We start from the raw sequence: 24,398 nt of genomic DNA, 5'->3' as shown, positions 1-24,398 counted from the left end.
CTCTCCACGGCCCTCACCGCCGCGAGCAGATCGGCCGCCGTGCCGCTGAGCTTGGTCCCGGCGTCGATCGGGGCCTGCTTCTCGGCCTTCCGCCGCTCGATCCGCTCCCGCACAAGCCGCTGAGCGGCCAGCTCGGCCTCGGCCTCGGAGACCTGAGGCGCCGCGCCGCCGCCGTCCGCGCTCTCACCGCCCGGCTGCCCGGCGGGCACCTCGTCCCCCGCGTCGCCGGCCTCCCCGGCCGCTTCGTCTCCGGCCGCGTCGTCGATGTCCGTACCGCCGCCGATGTCCGTACCGCCGGCCGGCTGCTCGGCCTCCCCGGCAGCAGCCTCGGCGTCCGGAGCCCGGCCGTCGGCCGGCACCTCGGTCCCGTCGGCCGGCACCTCGCCCCCGGCGGTGTCCGGCTCGGCCCCGTTCGCGGTGCCCGGGGTGTCCGGCCCGGCGTCCACGGCGTCCGCGGTGTCCTCAGAGGCGGGCTCGGGCTCCGTGCTCACAGCGTGCTCCAGTCGTGATCGGGATAGCGGTGCACGGGCGTCGACACGTCGTCGAGAGCCCGGCAGATCTCGTCAGGAAGACTAAGGGTCTCCACTGACAACGCCGCCGTGAGCTGCTGTGCGTTGCGCGCGCCGACGATCGGGGCGACCACGCCGGGCCGGTCCCGGACCCAGGCCAGCGCCACTTGGAGCGGCGTCACCGCGAGCCCGTCCGCCGCCGTCGCCACCGCGTCCACGATGTGGCCGGCCGTGTCGTCGAGGTAGGGCGCGACGAACGGGGCCAGATGCTCCGAGGCGCCGCGCGAGTCCGACGGCGTCGTGTCCTTGCGGTACTTGCCGGTGAGGACCCCGCGGCCCAGCGGCGAGGAGGGGAGCAGACCGATCCCCAGGTCCAGGGCGGCCGGCAGCACCTCGCGCTCGATGCCCCGCTGGAGCAGCGAGTACTCCATCTGCGTACTCGCCAGCCGGTTCCGCACGCCCGGCGCCGCCAGCTGCCAGGTCGCCGCCTTGGCCAGCTGCCAGCCGCAGAAGTTGGACACTCCCGCGTACCGGGCGCGCCCGCTGCTCACCGCCACGTCGAGGGCGTGCAGCGTCTCCTCCAGCGGCGTGTGCGGGTCGAAGGCGTGCAGGTGCCACACGTCGACGTGGTCCGTGCCGAGGCGGGCCAGCGAGGCGTCCAGCGCGGAGAGCAGGTGGGCGCGCGAACCGTCGAAGCGGCGGTCGGGATCCGGCACGCTGCCGGCCTTCGTGGAGATCACCAGGTCCCGACGCGGAACCAGGCCCTCCATGAGCCGCCCGAGCAGATACTCGGACTCCCCGTCGCCGTACACGTCCGCGGTGTCGACGAGGGTCCCGCCCGCTTCCCAGAAGGATTTCAGGAGGTCCGCGGCGTCATGCTCGTCGGTGTCCCGGCCCCAGGTCAGGGTGCCGAGACCGATGCGGGACACGCGCAGGCCGGTGCGGCCGAGATGCCTCTGCTCCATGAACGCCGACATTACTGGCCACGGCTTGCGCTGTGGGGGCCTGTGGACAACCGAATTCCCGCGCTAAGGTCGGGGCCCAGAAGACGTTACTCATCAGTAAGGGGAATCGGCCATGCAGCTCGGGATCAACCTCGGCTACTGGGGTGCCGGAATGGACGCGGACAACCTGGCCGTCGCCCAGGAGGCCGACCGGCTCGGCTACGCCGTCTGCTGGGCCGCCGAGGCCTACGGCTCCGACGCGGCCACCGTGCTCACCTGGGTCGCCGCCCAGACCGAGCGCATCGACGTGGGCTCGGCCATCTTCCAGATCCCGGCCCGCCAGCCCGCGATGACCGCGATGACGGCCGCCACCCTGGACTCCCTCTCCAAGGGCCGCTTCCGTCTCGGCCTCGGCGTCTCCGGACCGCAGGTCTCCGAGGGCTGGTACGGCGTCAAGTTCGACAAGCCGCTGGCCCGCACCCGCGAGTACGTCGAGATCGTGCGCAAGGCGATGACGCGGGAGCGGCTGTCGTACGAGGGGCAGCACTGGACGCTGCCGCTGCCCGGGGGCCCCGGCAAGCCGATCAAGCTGACCGTGCACCCGCAGCGCGAGCACATCCCGCTCTACATCGCCGCGATCGGCCCGAAGAACCTGGAGCAGACCGGCGAGATCGCCGACGGCGCCCTGCTCATCTTCCCGTCCGCCGACCACTTGGAGGACACCGCGATCCGGCACCTGCGCGCCGGGCGCGAGAAGGCGGGCAAGACCCTCGACGGCTTCGACGTCTGTCCGACCCTGCCGCTGGCCCTCGGCGACGACAAGGACCTCACGACGCTCGCCGACACCTTCCGGCCCTACACGGCGCTCTACGTCGGCGGCATGGGCAGCCGCAAGCAGAACTTCTACAACCAGCTCGCCCAGCGCATGGGCTACGAGGCGGAGGCCGCCGAGATCCAGGACAAGTACCTGTCCGGCGACAAGCAGGGTGCCGGCGCGGCCGTCCCGCACGACCTGATCGACCAGACGACGCTGATCGGTTCCGTGGACCGCATCGCGGACCGGATGAAGGCCTACGCCGCCGCAGGCGTCACCACGCTGACCCTCGCGCCCGCGGGCTTCACCCTGGACGAGCGGCTCGCCGCGCTCCGCGCCGGCACGGAGGCCCTGGAGCGGGCCGGACTCGCGTAGGGAGCCCACGTCCGTCGGTAGGTTTCTGCGGCCGTGGTGGGGGCTCGGGGGTCTTCCCCGCCACGGCCGTCACGGAGAACAACGCGCCCACGCGCGTGTGGTTACGCCTCCTCGCGTTCCCGGCCGTCCTTCGTTTGGCTGAGTTGCCCGCCGCACCTGTTGCCGCCTCTCGTCTCCCGCACTTGACTCGGTCTTCGCGGAGACTGCGGAGCCTGCGCGACCTTGCAGAGGCAGAGAGGTGCCACCCATGCTTTCGGCCAGGAGTCTGTTCCAGGAGATCCTCGACGACGACGAGGCGTTCCGTCTTTTCTGCTCCATCGCGGCCAGCGGCGAGTCGCAGGGCGGCTGGGAGAACGCGCGCGTCGCGGCTCTCGTACCGGAGAGCGAGCTCGCGCTCGCCCCGAAGATCACCCGGCACGGCGCGGACGAGGACAAGCACGGACGGATCTTCCACGCCCTGCTGAAGAAGCGCGGCCTCGAACCCGTCGCGGTGCCGCCCGAGACCGACTACACCATGCTCCTGGAGCGGCAGGGCATCGGCCTCGCCCACGAGAAGCTCAAGGCCGACGCGCCCCTCACGGAACGGGACATCATCACCTACCTCGCGCACAGCAGGGTCACCGAGCAGCGCGCGGCCGAGCAGATGGCGATGCTCCTCAAATACTTCGCGGACCATCCCGAGCTGGGCCGGGCCGTCCGGATGATCTCGGCCGACGAGGACAACCACCTCGCCTACTCCCACGAGGAGCTGCTGCGCTTCGCCGCCGCCGGACACCGCCGGTACATCCAGCGGACGCTGCGCGAGTGCGCGCTCGCCGAGATCCGCGTCCACCGGGACGTCAGCCTCGCGGTGATGGACCGTATGGGGCGCCTCCTCGGCTGGCCGCGCACCAGGTCGGCGGTGCTCGCGGCGGGCATCCACGCGATGTACGCCTACGAGCGGCTGGCCGGCTGGCACCGCATGGTGACGCTGCGGGCACCCGAACGGCGCGACGCGCTCGGCGGTCCCGCCGCCGCGGCCCCGGAGGTCGCCTGACGGCCGACCGCGGGCCACCTGGCCCTACAGCCAGCCCCGGCGCTTGAACAGCCGGAACAGCAGCACCTCCAGAGCGGCCATCAGCGCGATCACCGCCGGGTAGCCCCACTCCCAGTGCAGCTCCGGCATGTGGTCGAAGTTCATGCCGTAGACCCCCGCGAGCATGGTGGGGACCGCCGCCATGGCCGCCCACGCGGAGATCTTCCGCATGTCGTCGTTCTGCCGGACGCTCGTCTGCGCCAGATGCGCCGACAGAATGTCCGACACCAGCCGGTCCAGGCCCTCCACCGACTCGTTCACCCGCATGAGGTGGTCGCTCACGTCGCGGAAGAACGGCCGCGCCTTCTCGTTCACGAACGGCACCCCGGCGCCGAACGCCCCGGTCCCCGCCAACCGGGCCAGCGGCGGCGCCAGCGGCCCCGTCGCCCGGCGGAACTCCAGGACCTGCCGCTTGAAGGTGTAGATCCGGGACGCGGTGTGCCGCGAGCCGCCGCCGTCCGGGGAGAAGACCTCGGCCTCCAGCTCCTCCAGGTCGTTCTGCAGCTCGACGGCGACGTCCAGGTAGTGGTCGACGGTGGCGTCCGCTATCGCGTACAGCACCGCGGTGGGCCCGTTGCCGAGCAGCTCGGGCTCGTGCTCCAGCCGCTGCCGTACGGCCTTCAGCGGGGCGCCCTCGCCGTGCCGGACGACGACCACGAACGCGTCGCCCAGGAAGATCATGAGCTCGTCGGCGGAGACGGCGTCGCTCTCCGGCTCGTACACCACCGGCTTGAGGACGGCGAAGAGCGAGTCCTCGTACACCTCCAGCTTGGGCCGCTGGTGCGCCTTCAGAGCGTCCTCCACCGCCAGCGGATGCAGCCCGAACTCCTGGGCGACCAGGTCGAACTCGTCCTCCGTCGGTTCATGCAGCCCGATCCAGACGAAGCCGCCCGCGGTCCGCGCCTCGCCGAGCGCGTCGGAGAAGTCCTCGGGTCCGTCCGTGCGGTGCCCGTCCCGGTAGATGGCACAGTCGACGATCACCGAACGCATTCTCCCTTCGCCCCGGCGCCCTCGCACCGCGCCGTACGCCTACCCTGGCCGCATGCCCACGCTGATCCTGGTTAGGCACGGACGTTCCACCGCCAACACCGAGGGGCTGCTCGCCGGCTGGACGCCCGGCGTCGCCCTCGACGAACGCGGGGCCGCGCAGGCCGCCGCGCTGCCCGGCCGGCTCGCCGCCCTGCCGCTCTCAGAGATCGTCGCCAGCCCGCTGCAGCGCTGCCAGGAGACGATCCGCCCACTGCTCGACGCCCGGCCCGGGCTGAAGGCGCACACCGACGACCGGATCGGGGAGTGCCACTACGGGGACTGGTCCGGCCGCAAGCTCGCCGAGCTCAAGGACGAGCCCCTGATGGAGGTGGTGCAGGCGCACCCCTCCGCCGCGGCGTTTCCCGGCGGCGAGTCGATGCGCGCGATGCAGACCCGAGCCGCCGAGGCGGTGCGCGAGTGGAACGCGCGCGTGGAGCGCGACCACGGCGCCGACGCCGTCTACCTCATGTGCTCCCACGGCGACATCATCAAGTCCCTCGTCGCGGAGGCACTCGGCCTGCATCTCGACCTCTTCCAGCGGATCTCCGTCGAGCCCTGCTCCGTCACCGCGATCCGCTACACCCGGCTGCGCCCGTTCCTCGTCCGCCTCGGCGACACCGGTGACTTCGCCTCCCTGGCCCCGCACGAGGAGCCCCCCGGTGACCAGGCCGCCGTCGGTGGTGGTGCGGGCGCACCGTGATCGTCGGCCGCAGTAGGGTGAAGCGGTTGCAGCAGTGCCCCGCTCAACTTCCCCCGACTCCCATGGAGACAGGACGTGTCCCGTCAGGTGTTCCTCTACGACCAACCGGAACGTTTTGTGGCCGGTACGGTCGGGCTGCCCGGGCGCCGTACGTTCTTCCTCCAGGCCACCGCAGGCTCCCGGGTGACCAGCGTGGCCCTGGAGAAGACCCAGGTCGCCGCTCTCGCCGAGCGCATGGACGAACTCCTCGACGAGGTCGTACGGCGCAGCGGCGGCAGCACCGTCGTCCCCGCCATGGCGCCCACGGAGCCCGCCGACACCGCCCCGCTGGACACCCCCGTCGAGGAGGAGTTCCGGGTCGGCACCATGGCGCTGGCCTGGGACGGTGAGGACCAGCGCATGATCGTCGAGGCGCAGGCCCTCGTGGAGCTGGACGCCGAGTCCGAGGAGGACCTGGCGGAGGCCGAGGAGCGGCTGCTCCAGGACGAGGAGAACGGCCCCCCGATGCTCCGGGTCCGCCTCACCGGCGCGCAGGCCAGGGCCTTCGCCAAGCGCGCCCTCGACGTCGTCAACGCCGGGCGGCCGCCGTGCCCGCTGTGCAGCCTCCCGCTCGACCCGGAAGGACACGTATGTCCGCGCCAGAACGGATACCGCCGCGGAGCGTGACCTCCGACGCGGCGGCCGCCGAGTTGCTCGCCCGGGGCGAGCTGACCGTGCGCGGACGCATCCGGGAAGCCTCCAACGCGGCGCTGTACTGCACGGTGACGCACGAGGGACGCGAGGCGGCCTGCATCTACAAGCCGGTCGCCGGGGAGCGGCCCCTGTGGGACTTCCCCGACGGCAGCCTCGCCCAGCGCGAGGTCGCCGCGTACGAGGTCTCCGAGGCGACCGGCTGGGGCCTCGTGCCGCCCACCGTGCTGCGGGACGGTCCGTACGGCGAGGGCATGTGCCAGCTGTGGATCGAGGCGGTGCCGGAGACGGAGCTGCTGGCCCTCGTGGAGGACGAGGAGCCCGGTCCCGGCTGGAAGGCGATCGCCTTCGCCGAGGTCGGCGAGGGCCGCACCGCGCTGCTCGTGCACGCCGACGACGAGCGGCTGCGCCGGCTCGCCGTACTGGACGCCGTACTCAACAACGCCGACCGCAAGGGCGGTCATCTGCTGCCCGCGAACGGGGAACGGCTGTTCGGCATCGACCACGGGGTGACCTTCCACGCCGAGAACAAGCTGCGGACCCTGCTGTGGGGCTGGGCGGGGGATCCGCTCACCGGGGAGGCCCTGGCGGTGCTCGACGCCCTCAGAGAGGCTTTGAAGGACGGCGGGGCCCTGGCGATCCGGCTCGGCGCGCTGATCACCCCCGCCGAACTCGACGCCACGCGCGCGCGTGTCGACGCGCTGCTGGCCTCCGGCAAGCACCCGGAACCGAGCGGCGAATGGCCGGCCATCCCCTGGCCGCCGGTCTAGCGAGCCGGTACCGCCCCCATCGCACAACGGCCGGTTTCGCGCAAGAGCGCCCTACCGGCCATCCGGCCCGGTCCGGTTCGTGTACGGAACACCCGTCCGGTTACGCTCATGACATGCATGCCTGGCCCGCTTCCGAGGTCCCCGCCCTGCCTGGTCAGGGTCGCGACCTGAGGATCCACGACACCGCGACCGGCGGCCTGGTCACTCTCGACCCCGGTCCCGTCGCCCGCATCTATGTCTGCGGCATCACGCCGTACGACGCCACCCACATGGGGCACGCGGCGACCTACAACGCGTTCGACCTCGTACAGCGCGTGTGGCTCGACAACAAGCGGCAGGTTCACTACGTCCAGAACGTCACCGACGTCGACGACCCGCTGCTGGAGCGGGCCGTGCGCGACGGCGTCGACTGGACCGCCCTCGCCGAGAAGGAGACCGTCCTCTTCCGCGAGGACATGACGGCGCTGCGGATGCTGCCGCCGCGGCACTACATAGGCGCAGTGGAGGCCATACCCGGCATCGTCCCGCTCGTCGAGCGGCTGCGGGACGCGGGCGCGGCGTACGAGCTGGAGGGCGACACCTACTTCTCCGTCGAGTCCGACCCCCACTTCGGCGGCGTCTCCCACCTCGACGCCGCCGCCATGCGGCTGCTCTCCGCCGAGCGCGGCGGCGACCCGGACCGGCCGGGCAAGAAGAACCCGCTCGACCCGATGCTGTGGATGGCCGCCCGCGAGGGCGAGCCCAGCTGGGACGGGGGCTCGCTCGGCCGCGGGCGCCCCGGCTGGCACATCGAGTGCGTCGCCATCGCCCTCGACCACCTCGGCATGGGCTTCGACGTCCAGGGCGGCGGCTCCGACCTGGCCTTCCCGCACCACGAGATGGGCGCCTCGCACGCTCAGGCGCTCACCGGCGAGTTCCCCATGGCCAAGGCGTACGTGCACGCCGGCATGGTCGGTCTCGACGGCGAGAAGATGTCCAAGTCCAAGGGCAACCTGGTCTTCGTCTCGCAGCTGCGCCGCGAGGGCGTCGACCCGGCCGCAATCCGGCTCACGCTGCTCGCCCACCACTACCGCTCCGACTGGGAGTGGACCGACCAGGTGCTTCAGGACGCGCTCGCCCGGGTGGAGCGCTGGCGCGCCGCCGTCTCCCGGCCGGACGGCCCGCCCGCCGAGGCGCTCGTCGAGGAGATCCGCGAGGCCCTGGCGAACGACCTGGACTCCCCGGCCGCGCTCGACGCCGTCGACCGCTGGGCGGCGCTCCAGCAGGAGAACGGCGGCACGGACATCGGCGCCCCCGGCGTCGTCTCCCGCGCGGTCGACGCGCTGCTGGGCGTGGCGCTGTAAAGCAGGCGCACCTACCGCAACGGCAGGTGCACAGACGGAGACAGGGGCGCTTCCCGCTGGGAAGCGCCCCTGTCTCCGTTCGTTCAGTCCTCCGACGACTCCTCGTCGTCCCCGCTCGTCTTCGGCGGCCTCGGCGGACGCGTACGGCCGCTGGGGTTGTCCCGCAGATACGGCGTTCCGGAGGAGCCGTCGCCGCCGTCGGCCGTGGCGTGACCACCCGGTCCACCCGGCCCGCCCGGTCCGGAGCCGTCCCGGCGCCGCAGATACCGCTCGAACTCCCGGGCGATCGCGTCGCCCGACGCCTCCGGCAGCTCCGCGGTGTCCCGGGCCTCCTCCAGCGACTGGACGTACTCGGCGACCTCGCTGTCCTCGGCGGCCAGCTGGTCCACACCCACCTGCCAGGCACGCGCGTCCTCGGGCAGCTCGCCCAGCGGGATGCGCACGTCGATCAGGTCCTCCAGCCGGTTCAGCAGGGCCAGCGTGGCCTTCGGGTTCGGCGGCTGCGACACGTAGTGCGGCACCGCGGCCCACAGCGACACGGCCGGTACGCCCGCGTGCGTGCACGCCTCCTGGAGGACGCCGACGATGCCCGTGGGGCCCTCGTACTTGGTCTCCTCCAGGTCCATGCGCCGGGCCAGGTCGGCGTCCGACGTGGTCCCGCTGACCGGGACCGGACGGGTGTGCGGCGTGTCGCCCAGCAGGGCGCCCAGGACGACCACCAGCTCGACACCCAGCTCGTGGGCGAAGCCCAGCAGCTCGTTGCAGAACGACCGCCAGCGCATGGACGGTTCGATGCCGCGGACGAGGACCAGGTCGCGTGGTTTGTCGCCGCCGACCCGGACCACCGAGAGTCTCGTCGTCGGCCACGTGATCTTGCGGACGCCGGCTTCCATGAACACCGTGGGGCGGTTGACCTGGAAGTCGTAGTAGTCCTCGGCGTCCAGCGCCGCGAACACCTCGCCCTTCCACTCCCTGTCCAGATGCGCGACCGCGGTGGAGGCGGCGTCGCCGGCGTCGTTCCAGCCTTCGAACGCGGCCACCATGACCGGGTCGACCAGCTCGGGAACCCCCTCGAGCTCGATCACCCAGCGCCTCCTTCCGACGTGCCCTCGCGTACCCCCCAACCTTACGGCGTGCCGAGGGACCGCCCGCAGCCCCCTTGTACGGGGGAGTGAACGCATCACTGCCCCGTTCCCGGCGGCCGGACACCCGCCGCCGAGGCCGGATCGGAGCCGGGTCAGAGGGTGGAGCGCAGCCACTGCTCCACGGACGCGATGTGCACCGTCGCCCAGGAGCGCGCCGCCTCCGCGTCCCGGTCGCGCAGTGCTTCGAGGATCGCGCGGTGCTCGTACAGAGTGCGGCTGACCGCGTCCTCCTGGGTGAGTCCGCGCCAGACGCGGGCCCGCGTGGTGGGCCCGGACAGACCGTCGAGGAGAGAGCAGAGCACCGAGTTGCCCGAGGCTCCGACGATGCCCCGGTGGAATTCCAGGTCGCAGGCGACCAGTGCTTCCACCGACGGTTCGCCGCCGAGGGCGTCCAGGCCGCCCTCCAGCTCGTCCAGCACCCGGTCGGTGATCCTGGAGGCCGCCATCGCGGTCGCGGCCGGCTCCAGGATGCGGCGCACGGCGAGGAACTCCAGGACCGTGTCGTCGCGGTGGAAGTCGACGACGAAACCGATGGCCTCCAGCAGGAGCTGCGGATCCAGGCTGCTGACGTAGGTGCCGTCGCCCTGCCGCACGTCCAGGATCCGGATCAGGGACAGGGCGCGTACGGCCTCGCGCAGGGAGTTGCGGGACAGCCCCAGGCCGGCGGCGAGCTCGCTCTCCCTGGGAAGCCGGTCGCCGGGCCGCAGCGCGCCGGAGACGATCATGCCCTTGATCTTCTCGATCGCCTCGTCGGTGACCGCCACGGCCGACCTCCCTGTGTCTCCGGGATGCCGCTCAGACATCCGATGTCTCTCGACATTATGAGGGCCGGCGCGACCTGCCACGCGCACGCGTGAGGCGGCGGCTCCATCGGCGCGGAGCCGCCGCCTCACGCAGCGGGGGTGGCCAGGTCCTACTTCTTGTCGAGCAGGTCCTGGACCTTCGCGCGGACGTCGTCCGTGGCCAGGCCGCGGATCGTCAGCGTGGTCCGCCGGCGCAGCACGTCGTCCTGCGTCTCGGCCCACTCGTTGTCCCGGGCCCACACGACCTGCGCCCAGATCTCCGGGGCGTCGGGGTGGACCCGCTCGGCCAGCTCCGGGTTGTCGTTGGCCAGGCGGGCGATGTCGAAGGCCAGCGAGCCGTAGTGCGTGGCCAGGTGCCGGGCGGTGTCCGCCGCCATGCGCGGGCCGGGCGCCGGGCCGTCCACCAGCAGCCGGTGCGCGACCGCGCGCGGGTTGGCCACGCCGGGCAGCGGCAGCTTCTTGGGCAGCGAGGCGATCGGCTCGAAGTCGTCGCCCAGCGGGTGGCCCGGCAGCGCCTCCAGCTTCTTCATGACCGTACGGCCGATGTGGCGGAAGGTGGTCCACTTGCCGCCCGCGACGGACAGCATGCCGCCCCGGCCCTCGCTGACGACCGTCTCGCGCTTGGCCTTCGCCGTGTCACCGGGACCGCCCGGCAGCACGCGCAGACCCGCGAAGGAGTACGTGATCAGGTCCCGGTCGAGCTGCTGGTCGCGGATGGAGAACGCGGCCTCGTCGAGGATCTGGGCTATGTCCCTGTCGTTGACCGCGACGTCCGCCGGGTCGCCCTCGAACTCCTCGTCGGTCGTGCCGAGCAGCAGCATGTCCTCCCAGGGGAGGGCGAAGGTGATCCGGTACTTGTCGATCGGGGTGGCCAGCGCGGCCTTCCACGGGGCGGTGCGCTTGAGCACCAGGTGCGCGCCCTTGGAGAGGCGGATGGACGGGGCCGCGTTCGGGTCCTCCATCCGGCGCAGGTGGTCGACCCAGGGGCCGGTGGCGTTGAGCACCAGGCGGGCGCTGACCCCGAACTCGTCGCCGGTCAGCCGGTCCTTCAGCTCGGCGCCGGTCACCCGGCCCTTGGTGAAGCGCAGGCCGGTGACCTCGGCGTGATTGAGGACGACCGCGCCCGAATCGACCGCCGCGCGGACGGTCATCAGCGCCATGCGGGCGTCGTTCATCTGGTCGTCGCCGTACACGGCCACGGCCTTGAGGTTGTCGGTGCGCAGCTCCGGCACGTCCTGCGCGGCCTTGGCCGGGGAGAGCAGGTGCCCGACGCCGTCACCGAAGGCGGACAGCGCCGAGTACGCGAAGACACCGGCGCCGAGCTTCGCCGCGCCGTGCGGCCCGCCCTTGTACACGGGGAGGTAGAAGGTGAGCGGGTTCGCCAGGTGGGGGGCCACCTGGCGGGAGACCGCACGGCGCTCGAAGTGGTTCTCCGCCACCAGCTTCACCGCGCCGGTCTGCAGGTAGCGCAGACCGCCGTGGAGCAGCTTGGAGGAGGCGGAGGAAGTGGCACCGGCGAAGTCGCCGGCGTCCACCACGGCCACCCTGAGACCGGACTGCGCGGCGTGCCAGGCGGTGGAGATGCCCAGGATGCCGCCGCCGATCACGAGAAGGTCGTACGACGCCTTGGAGAGCTGCTCCCGGGTCTCGGCCCGGCTCGGGTTCGAGCCGGAGGCCGGGTGCGTACCCAGGGCAGGCACGGACTGCAGGGTGGACTGAGTGGTCATTGCGGTTCTTACTCCTCGTCCTCGAGCCAGCCCATGGTCCGCTCGACGGCCTTGAGCCAGCTCTTGTACTCACGGTCGCGGATCTCCGCGTCCATGCGGGGGGTCCACTCGGCGGCCCGTCGCCAGTTGGCGCGCAGGTCGTCGGTGCTGTTCCAGAAGCCGACGGCGAGACCGGCGGCGTAGGCGGCGCCGAGGCAGGTGGTCTCGGCGACCATCGGGCGCACCACGGGGGCGTCCACGAAGTCGGCGAGGGTCTGCATCAGCAGGTTGTTGGAGGTCATGCCGCCGTCGACCTTGAGGGCGGTCAGCTCCACACCGGAGTCCTTCGTCATGGCGTCCGCGATCTCCCGCGTCTGCCAGGCGGTGGCCTCCAGGACGGCGCGCGCGAGGTGCGCCTTGGTGACGTACCGGGTGAGACCGGCGATCACACCGCGGGCGTCGGAGCGCCAGTACGGGGCGAACAGGCCGGAGAAGGCCGGCACGAAGTAGGCGCCGCCGTTGTCCTCGACCGTCAGGGCGAGGGTCTCGATCTCGGCGGCGGTGGAGATCAGGCCCATCTGGTCGCGCATCCACTGCACCAGCGAGCCGGTGACGGCGATCGAGCCCTCCAGGGCGTAGACCGTGTCCTGGTCGCCGATCTTGTAGCCGACCGTGGTCAGCAGGCCCGAGTAGGAGTTGATGAGCTTGTCACCGGTGTTCATCACCATGAAGGTGCCGGTGCCGTACGTCGACTTGGTCTCGCCCTCGGAGAAGCAGGTCTGCCCGAACAGGGCCGCCTGCTGGTCGCCGAGCGCGGAGGCGACCGGGATGCCGCCGAGCAGGTCGCCCAGCCGGCCGCCCGTGATCTCGCCGTAGACCTCGGCGGAGGAGCGGATCTCGGGGAGCATCTGCGTCGGCACGCCGATCGACTCGGCGATCTTCTCGTCCCACTGCATGGTGTGCAGGTTCATCAGCATGGTGCGCGAGGCGTTGGTGACGTCGGTGACGTGCTTTCCGCCGTTCACCCCGCCGGTCAGGTTCCAGATGACCCAGGTGTCCATGGTACCGAAGAGCAGGTCGCCCGCCTCGGCGCGCTCCCGCAGGCCGTCGACGTTGTCGAGCAGCCAGCGGGCCTTGGGGCCGGCGAAGTAGGAGGCCAGGGGAAGGCCGGTCTCGCGGCGGAAGCGGTCCTGGCCGACGTTGCGGCCCAGCTCCCGGCAGAGGGCGTCGGTGCGGGTGTCCTGCCAGACGATGGCGTTGTGGACGGGCTCACCGGTGTTCTTGTCCCAGACGAGGGTGGTCTCGCGCTGGTTGGTGATGCCGATGGCCTTGATGTCGTCACGGGTGATGCCGGCCTTCTCGACCGCCCCGGCGACGACCTCCTGGACGTTGGTCCAGATCTCGGTGGCGTCGTGCTCGACCCAGCCCGGCTTGGGGAAGATCTGCTCGTGCTCCTTCTGGTCGACGGAGACGATGCGCCCGTCGCGGTCGAAGACGATGCAGCGGGAAGAGGTCGTGCCCTGGTCGATCGCGGCGATGAACGGGCCTGCGGTGTGAGCGTCGGTCACAGTGTGCTCCTGGGTTTCCGTGGTGTGGTGGCCGGTGCGTACGGCGCGTGTTCTGCGGCTCGATGATGGCCGAGCGGATGCCCGCTCAGGCGAACGCGACGTTGTAGACACCTGCGGCGAGCGCACCGCCGATCAGCGGACCGGCGATCGGGACCCAGGCGTAGGACCAGTCGGAGCCGCCCTTGTTGGGCAGGGGCAGCAGGGCGTGCACGATGCGCGGGCCGAGGTCACGGGCCGGGTTGATCGCGTAGCCGGTCGGCCCGCCGAGGGACAGACCGATCGAGACGACCACCAGCGCGGTGATCAGGCCGCCGAGGATGCCCAGGCCGTTGCCCTCGTCGTTCAGGCCCTGGGTGAGGACGGCGAGCACCAGGACAAAGGTGCCGATGATCTCGGTGGAGAGGTTCTGCACCGCGTTGCGGACCTCGGGGCCGGTGGAGAAGACGCCCAGCACGGGGCCGGCGCCCTTCTCCTGGGCCTCGACGGCCTTGGCCGTGGTGTCCTGCGCGCCCGGCCCGCCGACGATCTCGCGGTCGGTGAGGTGGGCGAGGAACTGGCCGTAGTAGGCGGCCCAGACCAGGGCCGCGCCGATCATGGCGCCGAGCATCTGCCCGGCGAAGTAGGTGGGGACGTTGCCCCACTCGCCGTCCTTGACCGCGATGCCGACCGTCACGGCGGGGTTCAGGTGGGCGCCGGAGAGCGGGCCCGAGATGTACACCGCCGTCATGACGGCGAAGCCCCAGCCGAAGGCGATGGCGAGCCAGCCGGCGTTGCGGGCCTTGGAGGCCTTGAGCGTCACGGCGGCACACACGCCGCCGCCGAGCAGGATGAGTATGGCGGTACCGATGGTCTCGCCGATGAAGATGTCGGAGCTGGACACCCGCGACTCCTTTGTCCTTCGTCCAGGGGAAGCCGAACCCCGGGTCCCTCCGGGTGTTCCGGCGCCCTCGGTATGAGAGCGATGGCGGCCCTTGGCGTTGTCACACTCTAACGCGTATTGCCGGTAGGTGTTCGACAATGCCGACCGATGGACGCGAGTCTCGCTTCGGCGTCGCGCATGCGTCAAGAGCTCTGTAATCGAAAGCACGATCGTTATTGATCGTCCTGGGCTATCGATCTTCGGGTGCGGTGTGTCCTGCCGGGGAACGCCGAAGGCCGGGACGCGTTCGGCGTCCCGGCCTTCGGCTTCTCTGCTCGTTGCCGCGTGCCCTAGAACCGCCCGGCGCCCAGGTCCCGCGACACCGCGCGGGCGCAGTCCCGCACCGCCGCGACCAGCTCGGGCCGCAGCTCGCCGTCCCGGCGCAGCCGCTCCACGGCCCCGTTGATACCGACCGCGCCGACCGGCATGCGCCTGCGGTCGTGGATCGGGGCGGCGATGGCGGCGACGCCCTCCCAGGTCTCCTCGACGTCGGCGGCGTAGCCACGCGCGCGCGTGATGTCCAGGATGTGCTCGAACCTGTCCGGCTCGCAGACGGTCCGGTCCGTGTACGCCTTGCGATCGGCCTCCAGTGCCTCGCTGTGCGCGACCGGGTCGTAGGCCGACAGCACCTTGCCCAGGGCCGTGGAGTGCAGCGGCTGCATGGCCCCGATCTCCAGCACCTGCCGGCTGTCGTCGGGCCGGAAGACGTGGTGCACGATCAGGACGCCCTGCTGGTGCAGGACGCCGAGGTGGACGCTCTCACCGCTGGACCGCGCCAGGTCGTCCGTCCACACCAGGGCGCGTGCCCGCAGCTCGTGCACGTCGAGATAGGTGGTGCCCAGGCGCAGCAGCTCGGCGCCCAGCTGGTAGCGCCCGGAGGTGTCGTCCTGCTCGACGAAGCCCTCCTGCTGGAGGGTGCGCAGGATGCCGTGGGCGGTGCCCTTGGCCAGGCCCAGCGACGAGGCGATGTCCGACAGGCCGAGCCGCCGCTCGCCGCCCGCGAGCAGGCGCAGCATCGCGGCCGCCCGTTCGAGCGACTGGATGTTCCGTGCCATCGACGTACTGCCTCCGTCCCCTTCGACTGCCGACCTCGGCGTCGCTGACGTCGTTCGGCAATGCCGAACACTACCGGTCGATGCCGACCTCCCGCTAATGGTCCGCTGGCAACTGTTGCACTCCGGCCACGCCGAGAAGACCCGGACCTGCGTTCCGGCCCGCCCATCAGCGGTCCGCCGACCGCCCCCGGACGCGCCGGGCGCGCCTCCGGGGCGCCCGAGCCCGATTCCGGCCCGTCCCGGAGCCGGGATGTTCACCCCTTCGGCGGGCACCGTCGGAGGGCGTCCGCCCCGCCATACTCGTCCGTCTCGTGGACGCCCCGACCATCAGCCCCCGGTCCCGGCTACCCTGGCGGCGTGCGTTCTCCCCCGGGACGTTCCCAGCGGACGGCACCGGGCAGCGCAAAGCCGACAGCCGTCGCATCCTAGGGAGCCCTTTCATGGCCTCGTCGCCATCCACCCCGTCCGCCGACACCCGGACCCGTGCGTCCGCCCTCCGCGAGGCACTCGCCACCCGTGTGGTGGTGGCCGATGGTGCGATGGGCACCATGCTGCAGGCGCAGAACCCCTCGCTGGACGACTTCCAGCAGCTGGAGGGCTGCAACGAGGTCCTGAACCTGACCCGGCCCGACATCGTGCGTTCGGTGCACGAGGAGTACTTCGCGGCCGGCGTGGACTGCGTGGAGACGAACACCTTCGGTGCGAACCACTCGGCGCTCGGTGAGTACGACATTCCCGAGCGCGTGCACGAGCTGTCGGAGGCCGGTGCGCGGGTGGCCCGTGAGGTGGCCGACGAGTTCGCCGCGCGGGACGGCCGGCAGCGCTGGGTGCTGGGCTCCATGGGCCCGGGCACGAAGCTGCCCACCCTGGGCCATGCCCCTTACGGCGTCCTGCGCGACGCCTATCAGCGCAACGCGGAGGGTCTGGTCGCCGGCGGCGCGGACGCTCTGCTGGTGGAGACGACGCAGGACCTGCTGCAGACCAAGGCCTCGGTGCTGGGTGCCCGGCGCGCGCTGGACGCCCTGGGGCTGGACGTGCCGGTGATCTGCTCGGTGACGGTGGAGACGACCGGGACGATGCTGCTGGGCTCGGAGATCGGTGCGGCGCTGACCGCGCTGGAGCCGCTGGGCATCGACATGATCGGCCTGAACTGCGCGACCGGCCCGGCGGAGATGAGCGAGCACCTGCGCTACCTCGCCCGGCACTCGCGCGTCCCGCTGTCGTGCATGCCCAACGCCGGTCTGCCGGTCCTGGGCAAGGACGGCGCGCACTATCCGCTGACCGCGCCGGAGCTGGCGGACGCGCAGGAGACGTTCGTGCGCGAGTACGGCCTGTCCCTGGTCGGCGGCTGCTGCGGCACCACGCCCGAGCACCTGCGCCAGGTCGTCGAGCGGGTGCGGGGCACCGCTCCGACCGAGCGCCACCCGCGTCCGGAGCCGGGTGCGGCCTCCCTGTACCAGAGCGTGCCGTTCCGGCAGGACACCTCCTACCTGGCCATCGGCGAGCGGACCAACGCCAACGGCTCCAAGAAGTTCCGCGAGGCCATGCTGGACGGCCGCTGGGACGACTGCGTCGAGATGGCCCGCGACCAGATCCGCGAGGGCGCGCACATGCTGGACCTGTGCGTGGACTACGTCGGCCGCGACGGCGTGGCGGACATGGAGCAGCTGGCCGGGCGGTTCGCGACCGCCTCGACGCTGCCGATCGTCCTGGACTCCACCGAGGTCGAGGTGCTGCGCGCCGGGCTGGAGAAGCTCGGCGGCCGGGCGGTCATCAACTCGGTCAACTACGAGGACGGCGCGGGTCCCGAGTCCCGCTTCGCGAAGGTCACCCGGCTGGCGCGGGAGCACGGGGCGGCGCTGATCGCGCTGACCATCGACGAGGAGGGCCAGGCCCGCACCGCTCAGAAGAAGGTCGAGATCGCCGAACGGCTGATCGACGACCTGACCGGCAACTGGGGCATCCACGAGTCGGACATCCTCGTCGACTGCCTGACCTTCACCATCTGCACCGGCCAGGAGGAGTCCCGCGGCGACGGCGTCGCCACCATCGAGGGCATCCGCGAGCTCAAGCGCCGCCACCCGGACGTGCAGACCACGCTCGGGCTGTCGAACATCTCCTTCGGCCTCAACCCGGCCGCCCGCATCCTGCTCAACTCCGTGTTCCTGGACGAGTGCGTCAAGGCCGGCCTGGACTCGGCGATCGTGCACGCGAGCAAGATCCTGCCGATCGCGCGGTTCGACGAGGAGCAGGTCACCACCGCCCTGGACCTGATCTACGACCGTCGCCGTGAGGGCTACGACCCGCTGCAGAAGCTCATGGCGCTGTTCGAGGGCGCCACCGCCAAGTCGCTGCGGGCCTCCAAGGCCGACGAGCTGGCCGCCCTCCCGCTGGACGAGCGCCTCAAGCGCCGCATCATCGACGGCGAGAAGAACGGCCTGGAGCAGGACCTGGACGACGCCCTGACACAGCGTCCGGCCCTCGACATCGTCAACGAGACCCTGCTGGACGGCATGAAGGTGGTCGGCGAGCTGTTCGGCTCCGGCCAGATGCAGCTGCCGTTCGTGCTCCAGTCCGCCGAGGTCATGAAGACCGCGGTGGCCCATCTCGAACCGCACATGGAGAAGACGGACGACGACGGCAAGGGCACGATCGTGCTGGCCACCGTCCGCGGCGACGTCCACGACATCGGCAAGAACCTCGTCGACATCATCCTGTCCAACAACGGCTACAACGTCGTCAACCTCGGTATCAAGCAGCCGGTCTCCGCGATCCTGGAGGCGGCCGGCGAGCACCGTGCCGATGTCATCGGAATGTCCGGGCTCCTGGTCAAGTCCACGGTGATCATGAAGGAGAACCTGGAGGAGCTCAACCAGCGCAAGCTGGCCGCCGACTATCCCGTCATCCTCGGCGGTGCCGCCCTCACCCGGGCCTACGTCGAACAGGACCTCCACGAGATCTACGACGGCGAGGTCCGCTACGCCCGTGACGCGTTCGAGGGCCTGCGGCTGATGGACGCCCTGATCGGCATCAAGCGCGGCGTGCCCGGCGCGAAACTGCCCGAACTGCGCCAGCGCCGGGTCCGCGCCGCCACGGTGGAGGTCGAGGAGCGTCCCGAGGAGGGCCACGTCCGCTCCGACGTCGCCACCGACAACCCGGTCCCCGAGCCACCCTTCCGGGGCACGCGTGTGGTCAAGGGCATCCAGCTCAAGGAGTACGCGTCCTGGCTCGACGAGGGCGCCCTGTTCAAGGGCCAGTGGGGTCTGAAGCAGGCCCGGACCGGCGAGGGACCCTCGTACGAGGAACTGGTCGAGTCCGAGGGCCGGCCGCGACTGCGCGGGCTGCTGGACCGGCTCCAGACGGAGAACCTGCTGGAAGCGGCCGTCGTCTACGGCTACTTCCCGTGCGTCTCCAAGGACGACGACCTGATCGTCCTCGACGAGGCCGGCAACGAGCGCACCCGGTTCACATTCCCGCGCCAGCGGCGCGGCCGGCGCCTGTGCCTGGCCGACTTCTTCCGCCCGGAGGAGTCCGGCGAGACCGACGTGGTCGGCTTCCAGGTCGTCACCGTCGGCTCCCGGATCGGCGAGGAGACGGCCCGGATGTTCCAGGCCAACGCCTACCGCGACTACCTCGAACTGCACGGCCTGTCCGTACAGCTGGCCGAGGCCCTCGCCGAGTACTGGCACGCCCGCGTCCGCTCCGAGCTCGGTTTCGCCGGGGAGGACCCCGCCGAGATGGAGGACATGTTCGCCCTGAAGTACCGGGGCGCCCGCTTCTCCCTCGGCTACGGCGCCTGCCCGGAGCTGGAGGACCGCGCCAAGATCGCCGACCTGCTCCAGCCGGAGCGCATCGGCGTCCACCTGTCGGAGGAGTTCCAGCTCCACCCCGAGCAGTCCACCGACGCCATCGTGATCCACCACCCGGAGGCGAAGTACTTCAACGCCCGCTGAGGCGCCGGAGGGCGCCTCCGTACCGCTTCCGCGGCCACACCAGGCGTTCCCGTCCCGCACGACGTACACTGGTCGGTCCACCGCAGGCCGGTTCCCTTCGTGGGAACCGGCCTGATCGTCCCTTCAAGGAGGTACGTGGATGACCAGTACGGTCCCCGCGCTAGGAACCCGTACGGCCGAAGGCTCCGCCCTCCAGGCGGTGCTCCTCGACATGGACGGCACCCTGGTCGACACCGAGGGCTTCTGGTGGGACGTCGAGGCCGAGGTCTTCGCCTCCCTCGGCCACACCCTCGACGACTCCTGGCGCCACGTGGTCGTCGGCGGCCCCATGAGCCGCAGCGCGGGATTCCTGATCGAGGCCACCGGGGCCGACATCACCCTCGCCGAACTCAGCGTGCTGCTCAACGACGGCTTCGAGAAGCGCATCGGCCGTAGCCTGCCGCTCATGCCGGGAGCCTCCCGGCTGCTCGCGGAGCTCTCCGCACACGAGATCCCCACCGCCCTGGTCTCCGCCTCGCACCGGCGCATCATCGACCGGGTGCTGACCTCGCTGGGGCCCCAGCACTTCGGCCTCACCGTCGCGGGCGACGAGGTGCCGCGCACCAAGCCCCACCCGGACCCGTACCTGGCCGCCGCGGCCGGGCTCGGGGTGGACCCGGCCCGGTGCGCCGTCGTCGAGGACACCGCGACCGGGGTCGCCGCCGCGGAGGCCGCCGGCTGCCACGTCGTGGCCGTGCCCTCGGTCGCCCCCATCACCCCGGCCGTACGCCGCACGGTGGTCGACTCGCTGGAAGAGGTCGACCTGACATTTCTGCGCGGTCTGATGACACAAATGCGCTAGGCGTTCACCCAGCGTGCGGCGGGGTTAACGCGGCAATTCCGGGAACGTCCGCGCGAGACGACGCGGGGCGCGCGGCGGGGGAATTCCGCCGCTCCGGATGGCCGAATTCAGGTGCTCGCCGACAGAAGCTCCTGTGTGACGTTCGCCACGTTGTCAGGGGTCGACAGGGTGGCGTAAGTGTGCTGGCTCGCGTCTGGCGAACGTTGTCGAGGTGCCCTTGTGTCCTGATTGATGAAACCCTGCACTAATCCTTCCACTGTCGGGTTTTCGGTGTGTCCACGACCGGTTTCACTCCGTGATGAGTCCTCAACTCCGGTGGCTGCGAGCCCCCGTGCGGGCGCGGACTAATCTCGTCGCGAGAACATCGGCCACTACCCCCGTGATCCGCCGCGACACCCCTGCATGCCGGATACACGGACCGACAGCTCTGGAGAAACTCGAGCATGAACCGCAAGACTTTGGTGCTGCCGGCCGTCGTCGGCCTGCTCGCGCCGGTGCTCGCCGCCTGCGGCGGGTCCGACAGCGGCAGTGGCGGGGACGCGATCGTCGTCGGCACCACGGACCGGTTCACCGCCTCGGAGGAGGCACCCGCGCCCTTCGACCCGGCGTACGCCTACGATGTCGGCTCCTGGAACGTCCTGCGTCAGACCACGCAGACCCTGATGATCCAGCCCCGCGGCGACGGTGAACCCGTACCCGAGGCCGCCGAGAAGTGCGGATTCACCGATACCGGCAACGAGCGCTATGCCTGCACCCTGCGCGACGGCCTGAAGTTCGCCAACGGAGACGCCGTCACCGCGGACGACGTGAAGTTCTCCATCGAGCGTGCCCTGTCCATCAAGGCCGACAGCCAGGTGTACGGCCTGCTGTCGACCGTCGACACCGTCGAGACGCAGGGCGACCGCGAGGTCATCTTCCACCTCAACACCGCCGACGCGACCTTCCCGTTCAAGCTGTCGACCCCGGTCGCGGGCATCGTCAACCCGGACGACTACGAGAAGGGCAAGCTGCGCGAGGGCTTCGAGCTGACGGGCTCCGGCCCGTACACCATGAAGGCCGAGGTCAAGAACGACGAGATGACCAAGGCCGTGTTCACCAAGAACCCCGACTACAAGGGGAGCCTGAAGGTGAACAACGACAAGGTCGAAATGGTGTCCTTCGACGACGCCGAGGCCATGGGCGCCGCGCTCGACAAGGGTGACATCGACGTGATGACGCGTGCGATGACGCCGGACCAGATCCGGAAGCTCGCCAACGCCACGGACGGCGACATCGACCTGATCGAGGTGGCCGGCCTCGAGATCCGGTACCTGGGCTTCAACACGGACGCGCCGACGGTGAAGGACAAGGCCGTCCGCCAGGCGATGGCCCAGCTCATCAACCGCAGCGAACTCGTCTCCGAGGTCTACGGCTCCCAGGCCGAGCCGCTGTACTCGATGGTCCCGGCCAGCATCACCGGTCACTCCAACTCGTTCTTCAACAAGTACGGCGACCCGAGCGTGGGCAAGGCCAAGGGGATGCTGGAGGACGCGGGCATCGAGACGCCGGTGAAGCTGACCATGCACTACACGACGGACCACTACGGTGCCGCGACCAAGCAGGAGTTCGAGCAGCTGCAGAAGCAGCTGAACGACAGCGGTCTCTTCGACATCGACATCAAGGGCGCGCCCTGGGACAAGTTCCGCCCGGCGGAGCTGAAGGGCGAGTACGACGTCTTCGGCATGGGCTGGTTCCCCGACTTCCCGGACGCGGACAGCTTCATCGCGCCGTTCCTCGACAAGGACAACACCCTCAACTCGCCGTACGCGAACCCGGAGATCAGGAACACCTTGATTCCCGAGTCCCGTCGCGAGGCCGACCGGCTCTCCGCCGTGGACAGCCTCACCGATATCCAGGACATCACCGCCGCCGACGTTCCGGTGATCCCGCTGTGGCAGGGCAAGCAGTACGTCGCCGCCGGGGACGACGTCACGGGCACGGCCTACCTGCTCAACTCCTCCTCGACGCTCCAGCTGTGGGAGCTGGGCCGGGGTGTGAGCGGCTGACGTCCCGCCGGCAGAACCGAAGGGCGCCCTCTTCTCGACAGAAGAGGGCGCCCTTCGGGTTTCGTACGCGCCGGTGTCGCGTGTTCGGACGGGTGCCGAGCGGTCTACTGCGCGCCGGGGCGGACCAGGCCGCTCTCGTACGCGTACACCGCGGCCTGCACACGGTCACGCAGACCCAGCTTGGTCAGCACATGACCCACGTGTGTCTTCACGGTGGTCTCGCTGACGAAGAGATCGGCGGCGATCTCCGCGTTGGACAGGCCGCGGGCCACCAGCTTCAGCACCTCCACCTCGCGCTCGGTCAGCGTGTGCAGCGCGTCCGGCACCGGCTCGTCGCCGGAGGGCAGGTGCGTGGCGTACTTGTCGAGCAGCCGCCTGGTGATGCTCGGCGCGAGCATCGCCTCGCCGCTCGCCACCACGCGGATCGCCTGCACCAGTTCGTTGGCCGGGGCGTCCTTCAGCAGGAAACCGCTGGCGCCCGCCTTCAGCGCCTCCACGACGTACTCGTCGAGATCGAAGGTGGTCAGCACCAGCACCTTCGCCGGGCCGTCACGCTCGGGCCCGGTGATCTGCCGGGTCGCCTCCACACCGTCCATCCGCGGCATGCGGATGTCCATCAGCACCACATCGGGCTGCAGGGCCCGCACCTGGTCGAGTGCTTGGAGGCCGTCTCCGGCCTCGCCGACGACCGCGATGTCCTGCTCGGCCTCAAGAATCATCCGGAAGCCGGTGCGCAGCAGCGGCTGGTCGTCGACCAGTAGGACGCGGATGGCCACGTAAGTCTCCTTCGCTAGTCCGGCCCCATTCTGCCCTGCTCGGTGCCGCCGGAGTCGGCCGCCCTCACCGGCAGCGGATAGGGCGGGGGAGTGCCGCCGAACTCCGGGCAGTGCGCCTGGTGATCGCACCAGCCGCACAGCTTGGTGGGACGCGGCCGCCAGTCGCCCGTCTCGGTCGCCAGCCGGATGGCCTCCCACAGCGCCAGCAGCTTGCGCTCGACCCGCTCCAGATCGGCGAGGACCGGGTCGTACGTGAGCACGTCGCCGCTGCCGAGATAGACGAGTTGCAGGCGCCGCGGCACGACCTTCCTCAGCCGCCACACCACCAGCGCGTAGAACTTCATCTGGAACAGCGCGCCCTCCGCGTACTGCGGCCGGGGCGCCTTGCCCGTCTTGTAGTCGACGATCCGCACCTCGCCGGTGGGCGCCACGTCGACCCGGTCGATGATGCCGCGCAGGCGCAGCCCGGACTCCAGCTCGGCCTCGACGAACAGCTCGCGCTCGGCGGGCTCCAGCCGGCTCGGGTCCTCCAGGGTGAACCAGCGCTCCACTAGCTGTTCCGCCTCGCCGAGCCACCGAGCCAGCCGCTCGCCCTCCGGGTCGTCCGCGAACAGCTCGTCCACCTCCGGCCTGCTCTCCCGCAGCCGGTCCCACTGGCCCGGGACCAGCGCCTTCGCCTGCGGTGCCGTGCGCTCGGCCGCCGGGGCGTCGAAGAGCCGCTCGAGCACCGCGTGCACCAGGGTGCCCCTCGTCGCCGCCTCGCTCGGCTTCTCCGGCAGGCGGTCGATGACCCGGAACCGGTACAGCAACGGGCACTGCATGAAGTCGCCGGCCCGGGAGGGCGAGAGCGAGGCCGGCGCTATGGCCACGGGCACGGGCGAGGGGACGGCGGCCGCCGCCGGGTCCACCGTCGTGTCTTTGTGGTCCGCCACCGTCGCCGCCGGTCGGGCGGGTCCGCCGGCGTCCTCCGCGACATCCTCCATGCTCGTCTCCATGCCCACAGACCCTACGGCCCGCCACTGACAGTGACCCAGCCGGCGGCCGTGACCCGTGCGACGGAAGGGAAGGACAGGGGTGCCGGGGCGGAACGGGCCGCGACGGACGCATACCATCGACACGAGACCCTCTCGCCCGGCAGGCGCGGGAGACGCTTCGAACGAGGGGACACCGTGGACGTGAGCGGCGGGAGCGGGCAGCCGCGGTCCGGCAACGACGAGTCGGCCGAGCCCCAGGCAGGACCCACGGCCCCGGCCGCCGAGTCCGCGCAGCCGGACCCCGCGGACTCCAGCCCGCCCGAGCAGACGCCGGGCCGTCCGTCGCCGGGTCCCGCGACGCCGG

The 24,398-nt window shown here is 71.1% G+C and carries 19 protein-coding genes and 1 pseudogene; 9 read left to right on the top strand and 11 right to left on the bottom strand.

Going from position 1 to position 24,398, the window contains the following annotated elements:
- Both EBH09_RS06915 and EBH09_RS06910 read right to left on the bottom strand, forming a co-directional pair.
- Positions 1–491 (bottom strand): annotated as a pseudogene (locus EBH09_RS06915) (DNA helicase RecD); the annotation flags it as partial.
- The gene (locus tag EBH09_RS06910; protein WP_121746272.1) at positions 488–1,474 is read right to left on the bottom strand and encodes an aldo/keto reductase; all 987 of its coding nucleotides are present in this window, start codon (positions 1,472–1,474) and stop codon (positions 488–490) included. The pseudogene EBH09_RS06915 and the gene EBH09_RS06910, both read right to left, overlap by 4 nt.
- Before the next feature lie 112 nt (positions 1,475–1,586).
- Here EBH09_RS06910 and EBH09_RS06905 point away from each other — a divergent pair, with 112 nt between their 5' ends.
- Complete coding sequence (locus EBH09_RS06905; RefSeq protein ID WP_121746050.1) at positions 1,587–2,642, top strand: LLM class F420-dependent oxidoreductase; 1,056 nt, start codon at positions 1,587–1,589, stop codon at positions 2,640–2,642.
- Between the two features lie 247 nt (positions 2,643–2,889).
- Entirely contained in the window at positions 2,890–3,678 is a 789-nt protein-coding gene (locus tag EBH09_RS06900) for a ferritin-like domain-containing protein (RefSeq protein WP_121746049.1), read from the top strand.
- 24 nt (positions 3,679–3,702) lie between these two features.
- Here the strand turns inward: EBH09_RS06900 and corA are convergent, their stop codons facing one another.
- Positions 3,703–4,698 carry a magnesium/cobalt transporter CorA gene (gene corA / locus EBH09_RS06895; protein WP_193776145.1) on the bottom strand — a complete coding sequence of 332 codons (996 nt, stop codon included), beginning with the start codon at positions 4,696–4,698 and terminating at the stop codon, positions 3,703–3,705.
- Between the two features lie 61 nt (positions 4,699–4,759).
- On the opposite strand from corA, the gene EBH09_RS06890 reads away from it, so the two are divergent.
- The 4 genes from EBH09_RS06890 to mshC all read left to right on the top strand — a co-directional run bounded on the left by EBH09_RS06890 (position 4,760) and on the right by mshC (position 8,249).
- Positions 4,760–5,446, top strand: a complete 687-nt coding sequence (locus tag EBH09_RS06890; RefSeq protein ID WP_121746047.1) for a histidine phosphatase family protein — start codon at positions 4,760–4,762, stop codon at positions 5,444–5,446.
- A 75-nt stretch (positions 5,447–5,521) separates the two neighbouring features.
- On the top strand, positions 5,522–6,112 hold the full coding sequence (locus tag EBH09_RS06885; protein ID WP_121746046.1) for a DUF3090 domain-containing protein: 591 nt from the start codon (positions 5,522–5,524) through the stop codon (positions 6,110–6,112).
- Positions 6,076–6,906: an SCO1664 family protein gene (locus tag EBH09_RS06880; protein WP_193776144.1), complete on the top strand. Its 831-nt coding sequence runs from the start codon at positions 6,076–6,078 to the stop codon at positions 6,904–6,906. The genes EBH09_RS06885 and EBH09_RS06880 overlap by 37 nt, the downstream gene beginning before the upstream one ends.
- Before the next feature lie 113 nt (positions 6,907–7,019).
- The gene (mshC, locus tag EBH09_RS06875; RefSeq protein WP_121746044.1) at positions 7,020–8,249 is read left to right on the top strand and encodes a cysteine--1-D-myo-inosityl 2-amino-2-deoxy-alpha-D-glucopyranoside ligase; all 1,230 of its coding nucleotides are present in this window, start codon (positions 7,020–7,022) and stop codon (positions 8,247–8,249) included.
- A gap of 83 nt (positions 8,250–8,332) precedes the next feature.
- Here the strand turns inward: mshC and parJ are convergent, their stop codons facing one another.
- From parJ to EBH09_RS06845, 6 genes are all read right to left on the bottom strand, one after another.
- The gene (parJ, locus tag EBH09_RS06870) at positions 8,333–9,334 is read right to left on the bottom strand and encodes a filament polymerization regulator ParJ (protein WP_121746043.1); all 1,002 of its coding nucleotides are present in this window, start codon (positions 9,332–9,334) and stop codon (positions 8,333–8,335) included.
- A 152-nt stretch (positions 9,335–9,486) separates the two neighbouring features.
- Positions 9,487–10,158, bottom strand: a complete 672-nt coding sequence (locus tag EBH09_RS06865) for a FadR/GntR family transcriptional regulator (protein WP_121746042.1) — start codon at positions 10,156–10,158, stop codon at positions 9,487–9,489.
- Positions 10,159–10,307: 149 nt separating this feature from the next.
- On the bottom strand, positions 10,308–11,924 hold the full coding sequence (locus EBH09_RS06860) for a glycerol-3-phosphate dehydrogenase/oxidase (protein ID WP_121746041.1): 1,617 nt from the start codon (positions 11,922–11,924) through the stop codon (positions 10,308–10,310).
- Between the two features lie 8 nt (positions 11,925–11,932).
- On the bottom strand, positions 11,933–13,471 hold the full coding sequence (gene glpK, locus EBH09_RS06855; RefSeq protein ID WP_121746040.1) for a glycerol kinase GlpK: 1,539 nt from the start codon (positions 13,469–13,471) through the stop codon (positions 11,933–11,935).
- Between the two features lie 85 nt (positions 13,472–13,556).
- Positions 13,557–14,351: an MIP/aquaporin family protein gene (locus tag EBH09_RS06850; RefSeq protein ID WP_121746039.1), complete on the bottom strand. Its 795-nt coding sequence runs from the start codon at positions 14,349–14,351 to the stop codon at positions 13,557–13,559.
- A gap of 329 nt (positions 14,352–14,680) precedes the next feature.
- Positions 14,681–15,445, bottom strand: coding sequence for an IclR family transcriptional regulator (locus tag EBH09_RS06845; protein WP_121746038.1), 765 nt, complete (start codon positions 15,443–15,445; stop codon positions 14,681–14,683).
- A 440-nt stretch (positions 15,446–15,885) separates the two neighbouring features.
- On the opposite strand from EBH09_RS06845, the gene metH reads away from it, so the two are divergent.
- From metH to EBH09_RS06825, 3 genes are all read left to right on the top strand, one after another.
- The gene (gene metH / locus EBH09_RS06840; RefSeq protein ID WP_121746037.1) at positions 15,886–19,398 is read left to right on the top strand and encodes a methionine synthase; all 3,513 of its coding nucleotides are present in this window, start codon (positions 15,886–15,888) and stop codon (positions 19,396–19,398) included.
- 139 nt (positions 19,399–19,537) lie between these two features.
- A complete protein-coding gene (locus EBH09_RS06835; protein WP_121746036.1) occupies positions 19,538–20,239 on the top strand; it encodes an HAD family phosphatase in 702 nt (233 codons plus the stop codon).
- 443 nt (positions 20,240–20,682) lie between these two features.
- Positions 20,683–22,284: an ABC transporter substrate-binding protein gene (locus EBH09_RS06825; RefSeq protein ID WP_121746034.1), complete on the top strand. Its 1,602-nt coding sequence runs from the start codon at positions 20,683–20,685 to the stop codon at positions 22,282–22,284.
- Between the two features lie 104 nt (positions 22,285–22,388).
- Here EBH09_RS06825 and EBH09_RS06820 read toward each other — a convergent pair whose 3' ends face one another.
- Complete coding sequence (locus tag EBH09_RS06820) at positions 22,389–23,060, bottom strand: response regulator transcription factor (protein WP_121746033.1); 672 nt, start codon at positions 23,058–23,060, stop codon at positions 22,389–22,391.
- Positions 23,061–23,074: 14 nt separating this feature from the next.
- Positions 23,075–24,055: a RecB family exonuclease gene (locus EBH09_RS06815; protein WP_193776143.1), complete on the bottom strand. Its 981-nt coding sequence runs from the start codon at positions 24,053–24,055 to the stop codon at positions 23,075–23,077.
- Positions 24,056–24,398: the final 343 nt, after the last annotated feature.

This window comes from Streptomyces sp. E2N166 (assembly GCF_003671715.1).
GTDB lineage: Bacteria > Actinomycetota > Actinomycetes > Streptomycetales > Streptomycetaceae > Streptomyces > Streptomyces thinghirensis.
Note: the sequence above shows the minus strand (reverse complement) of the source record. Positions and strands in the feature narration are given on the sequence as shown.

Bases quoted from the DNA above. Each gene is read 5' to 3' on its own strand.
- EBH09_RS06905 (WP_121746050.1), top strand. From the start codon at position 1,587: ATGCAGCTCGGGATCAACCTCGGCTACTGGGGTGCCGGAATGGACGCG.
- EBH09_RS06860 (WP_121746041.1), bottom strand. From the start codon at position 11,924: ATGACCACTCAGTCCACCCTGCAGTCCGTGCCTGCCCTGGGTACGCAC.
- EBH09_RS06825 (WP_121746034.1), top strand. From the start codon at position 20,683: ATGAACCGCAAGACTTTGGTGCTGCCGGCCGTCGTCGGCCTGCTCGCG.
- EBH09_RS06835 (WP_121746036.1), top strand. From the start codon at position 19,538: ATGACCAGTACGGTCCCCGCGCTAGGAACCCGTACGGCCGAAGGCTCC.
- EBH09_RS06845 (WP_121746038.1), bottom strand. From the start codon at position 15,445: ATGGCACGGAACATCCAGTCGCTCGAACGGGCGGCCGCGATGCTGCGC.
- EBH09_RS06910 (WP_121746272.1), bottom strand. From the start codon at position 1,474: ATGGAGCAGAGGCATCTCGGCCGCACCGGCCTGCGCGTGTCCCGCATC.
- metH (WP_121746037.1), top strand. From the start codon at position 15,886: ATGGCCTCGTCGCCATCCACCCCGTCCGCCGACACCCGGACCCGTGCG.
- EBH09_RS06880 (WP_193776144.1), top strand. From the start codon at position 6,076: ATGTCCGCGCCAGAACGGATACCGCCGCGGAGCGTGACCTCCGACGCG.
- EBH09_RS06900 (WP_121746049.1), top strand. From the start codon at position 2,890: ATGCTTTCGGCCAGGAGTCTGTTCCAGGAGATCCTCGACGACGACGAG.
- EBH09_RS06815 (WP_193776143.1), bottom strand. From the start codon at position 24,055: ATGGAGACGAGCATGGAGGATGTCGCGGAGGACGCCGGCGGACCCGCC.
- mshC (WP_121746044.1), top strand. From the start codon at position 7,020: ATGCATGCCTGGCCCGCTTCCGAGGTCCCCGCCCTGCCTGGTCAGGGT.
- EBH09_RS06890 (WP_121746047.1), top strand. From the start codon at position 4,760: ATGCCCACGCTGATCCTGGTTAGGCACGGACGTTCCACCGCCAACACC.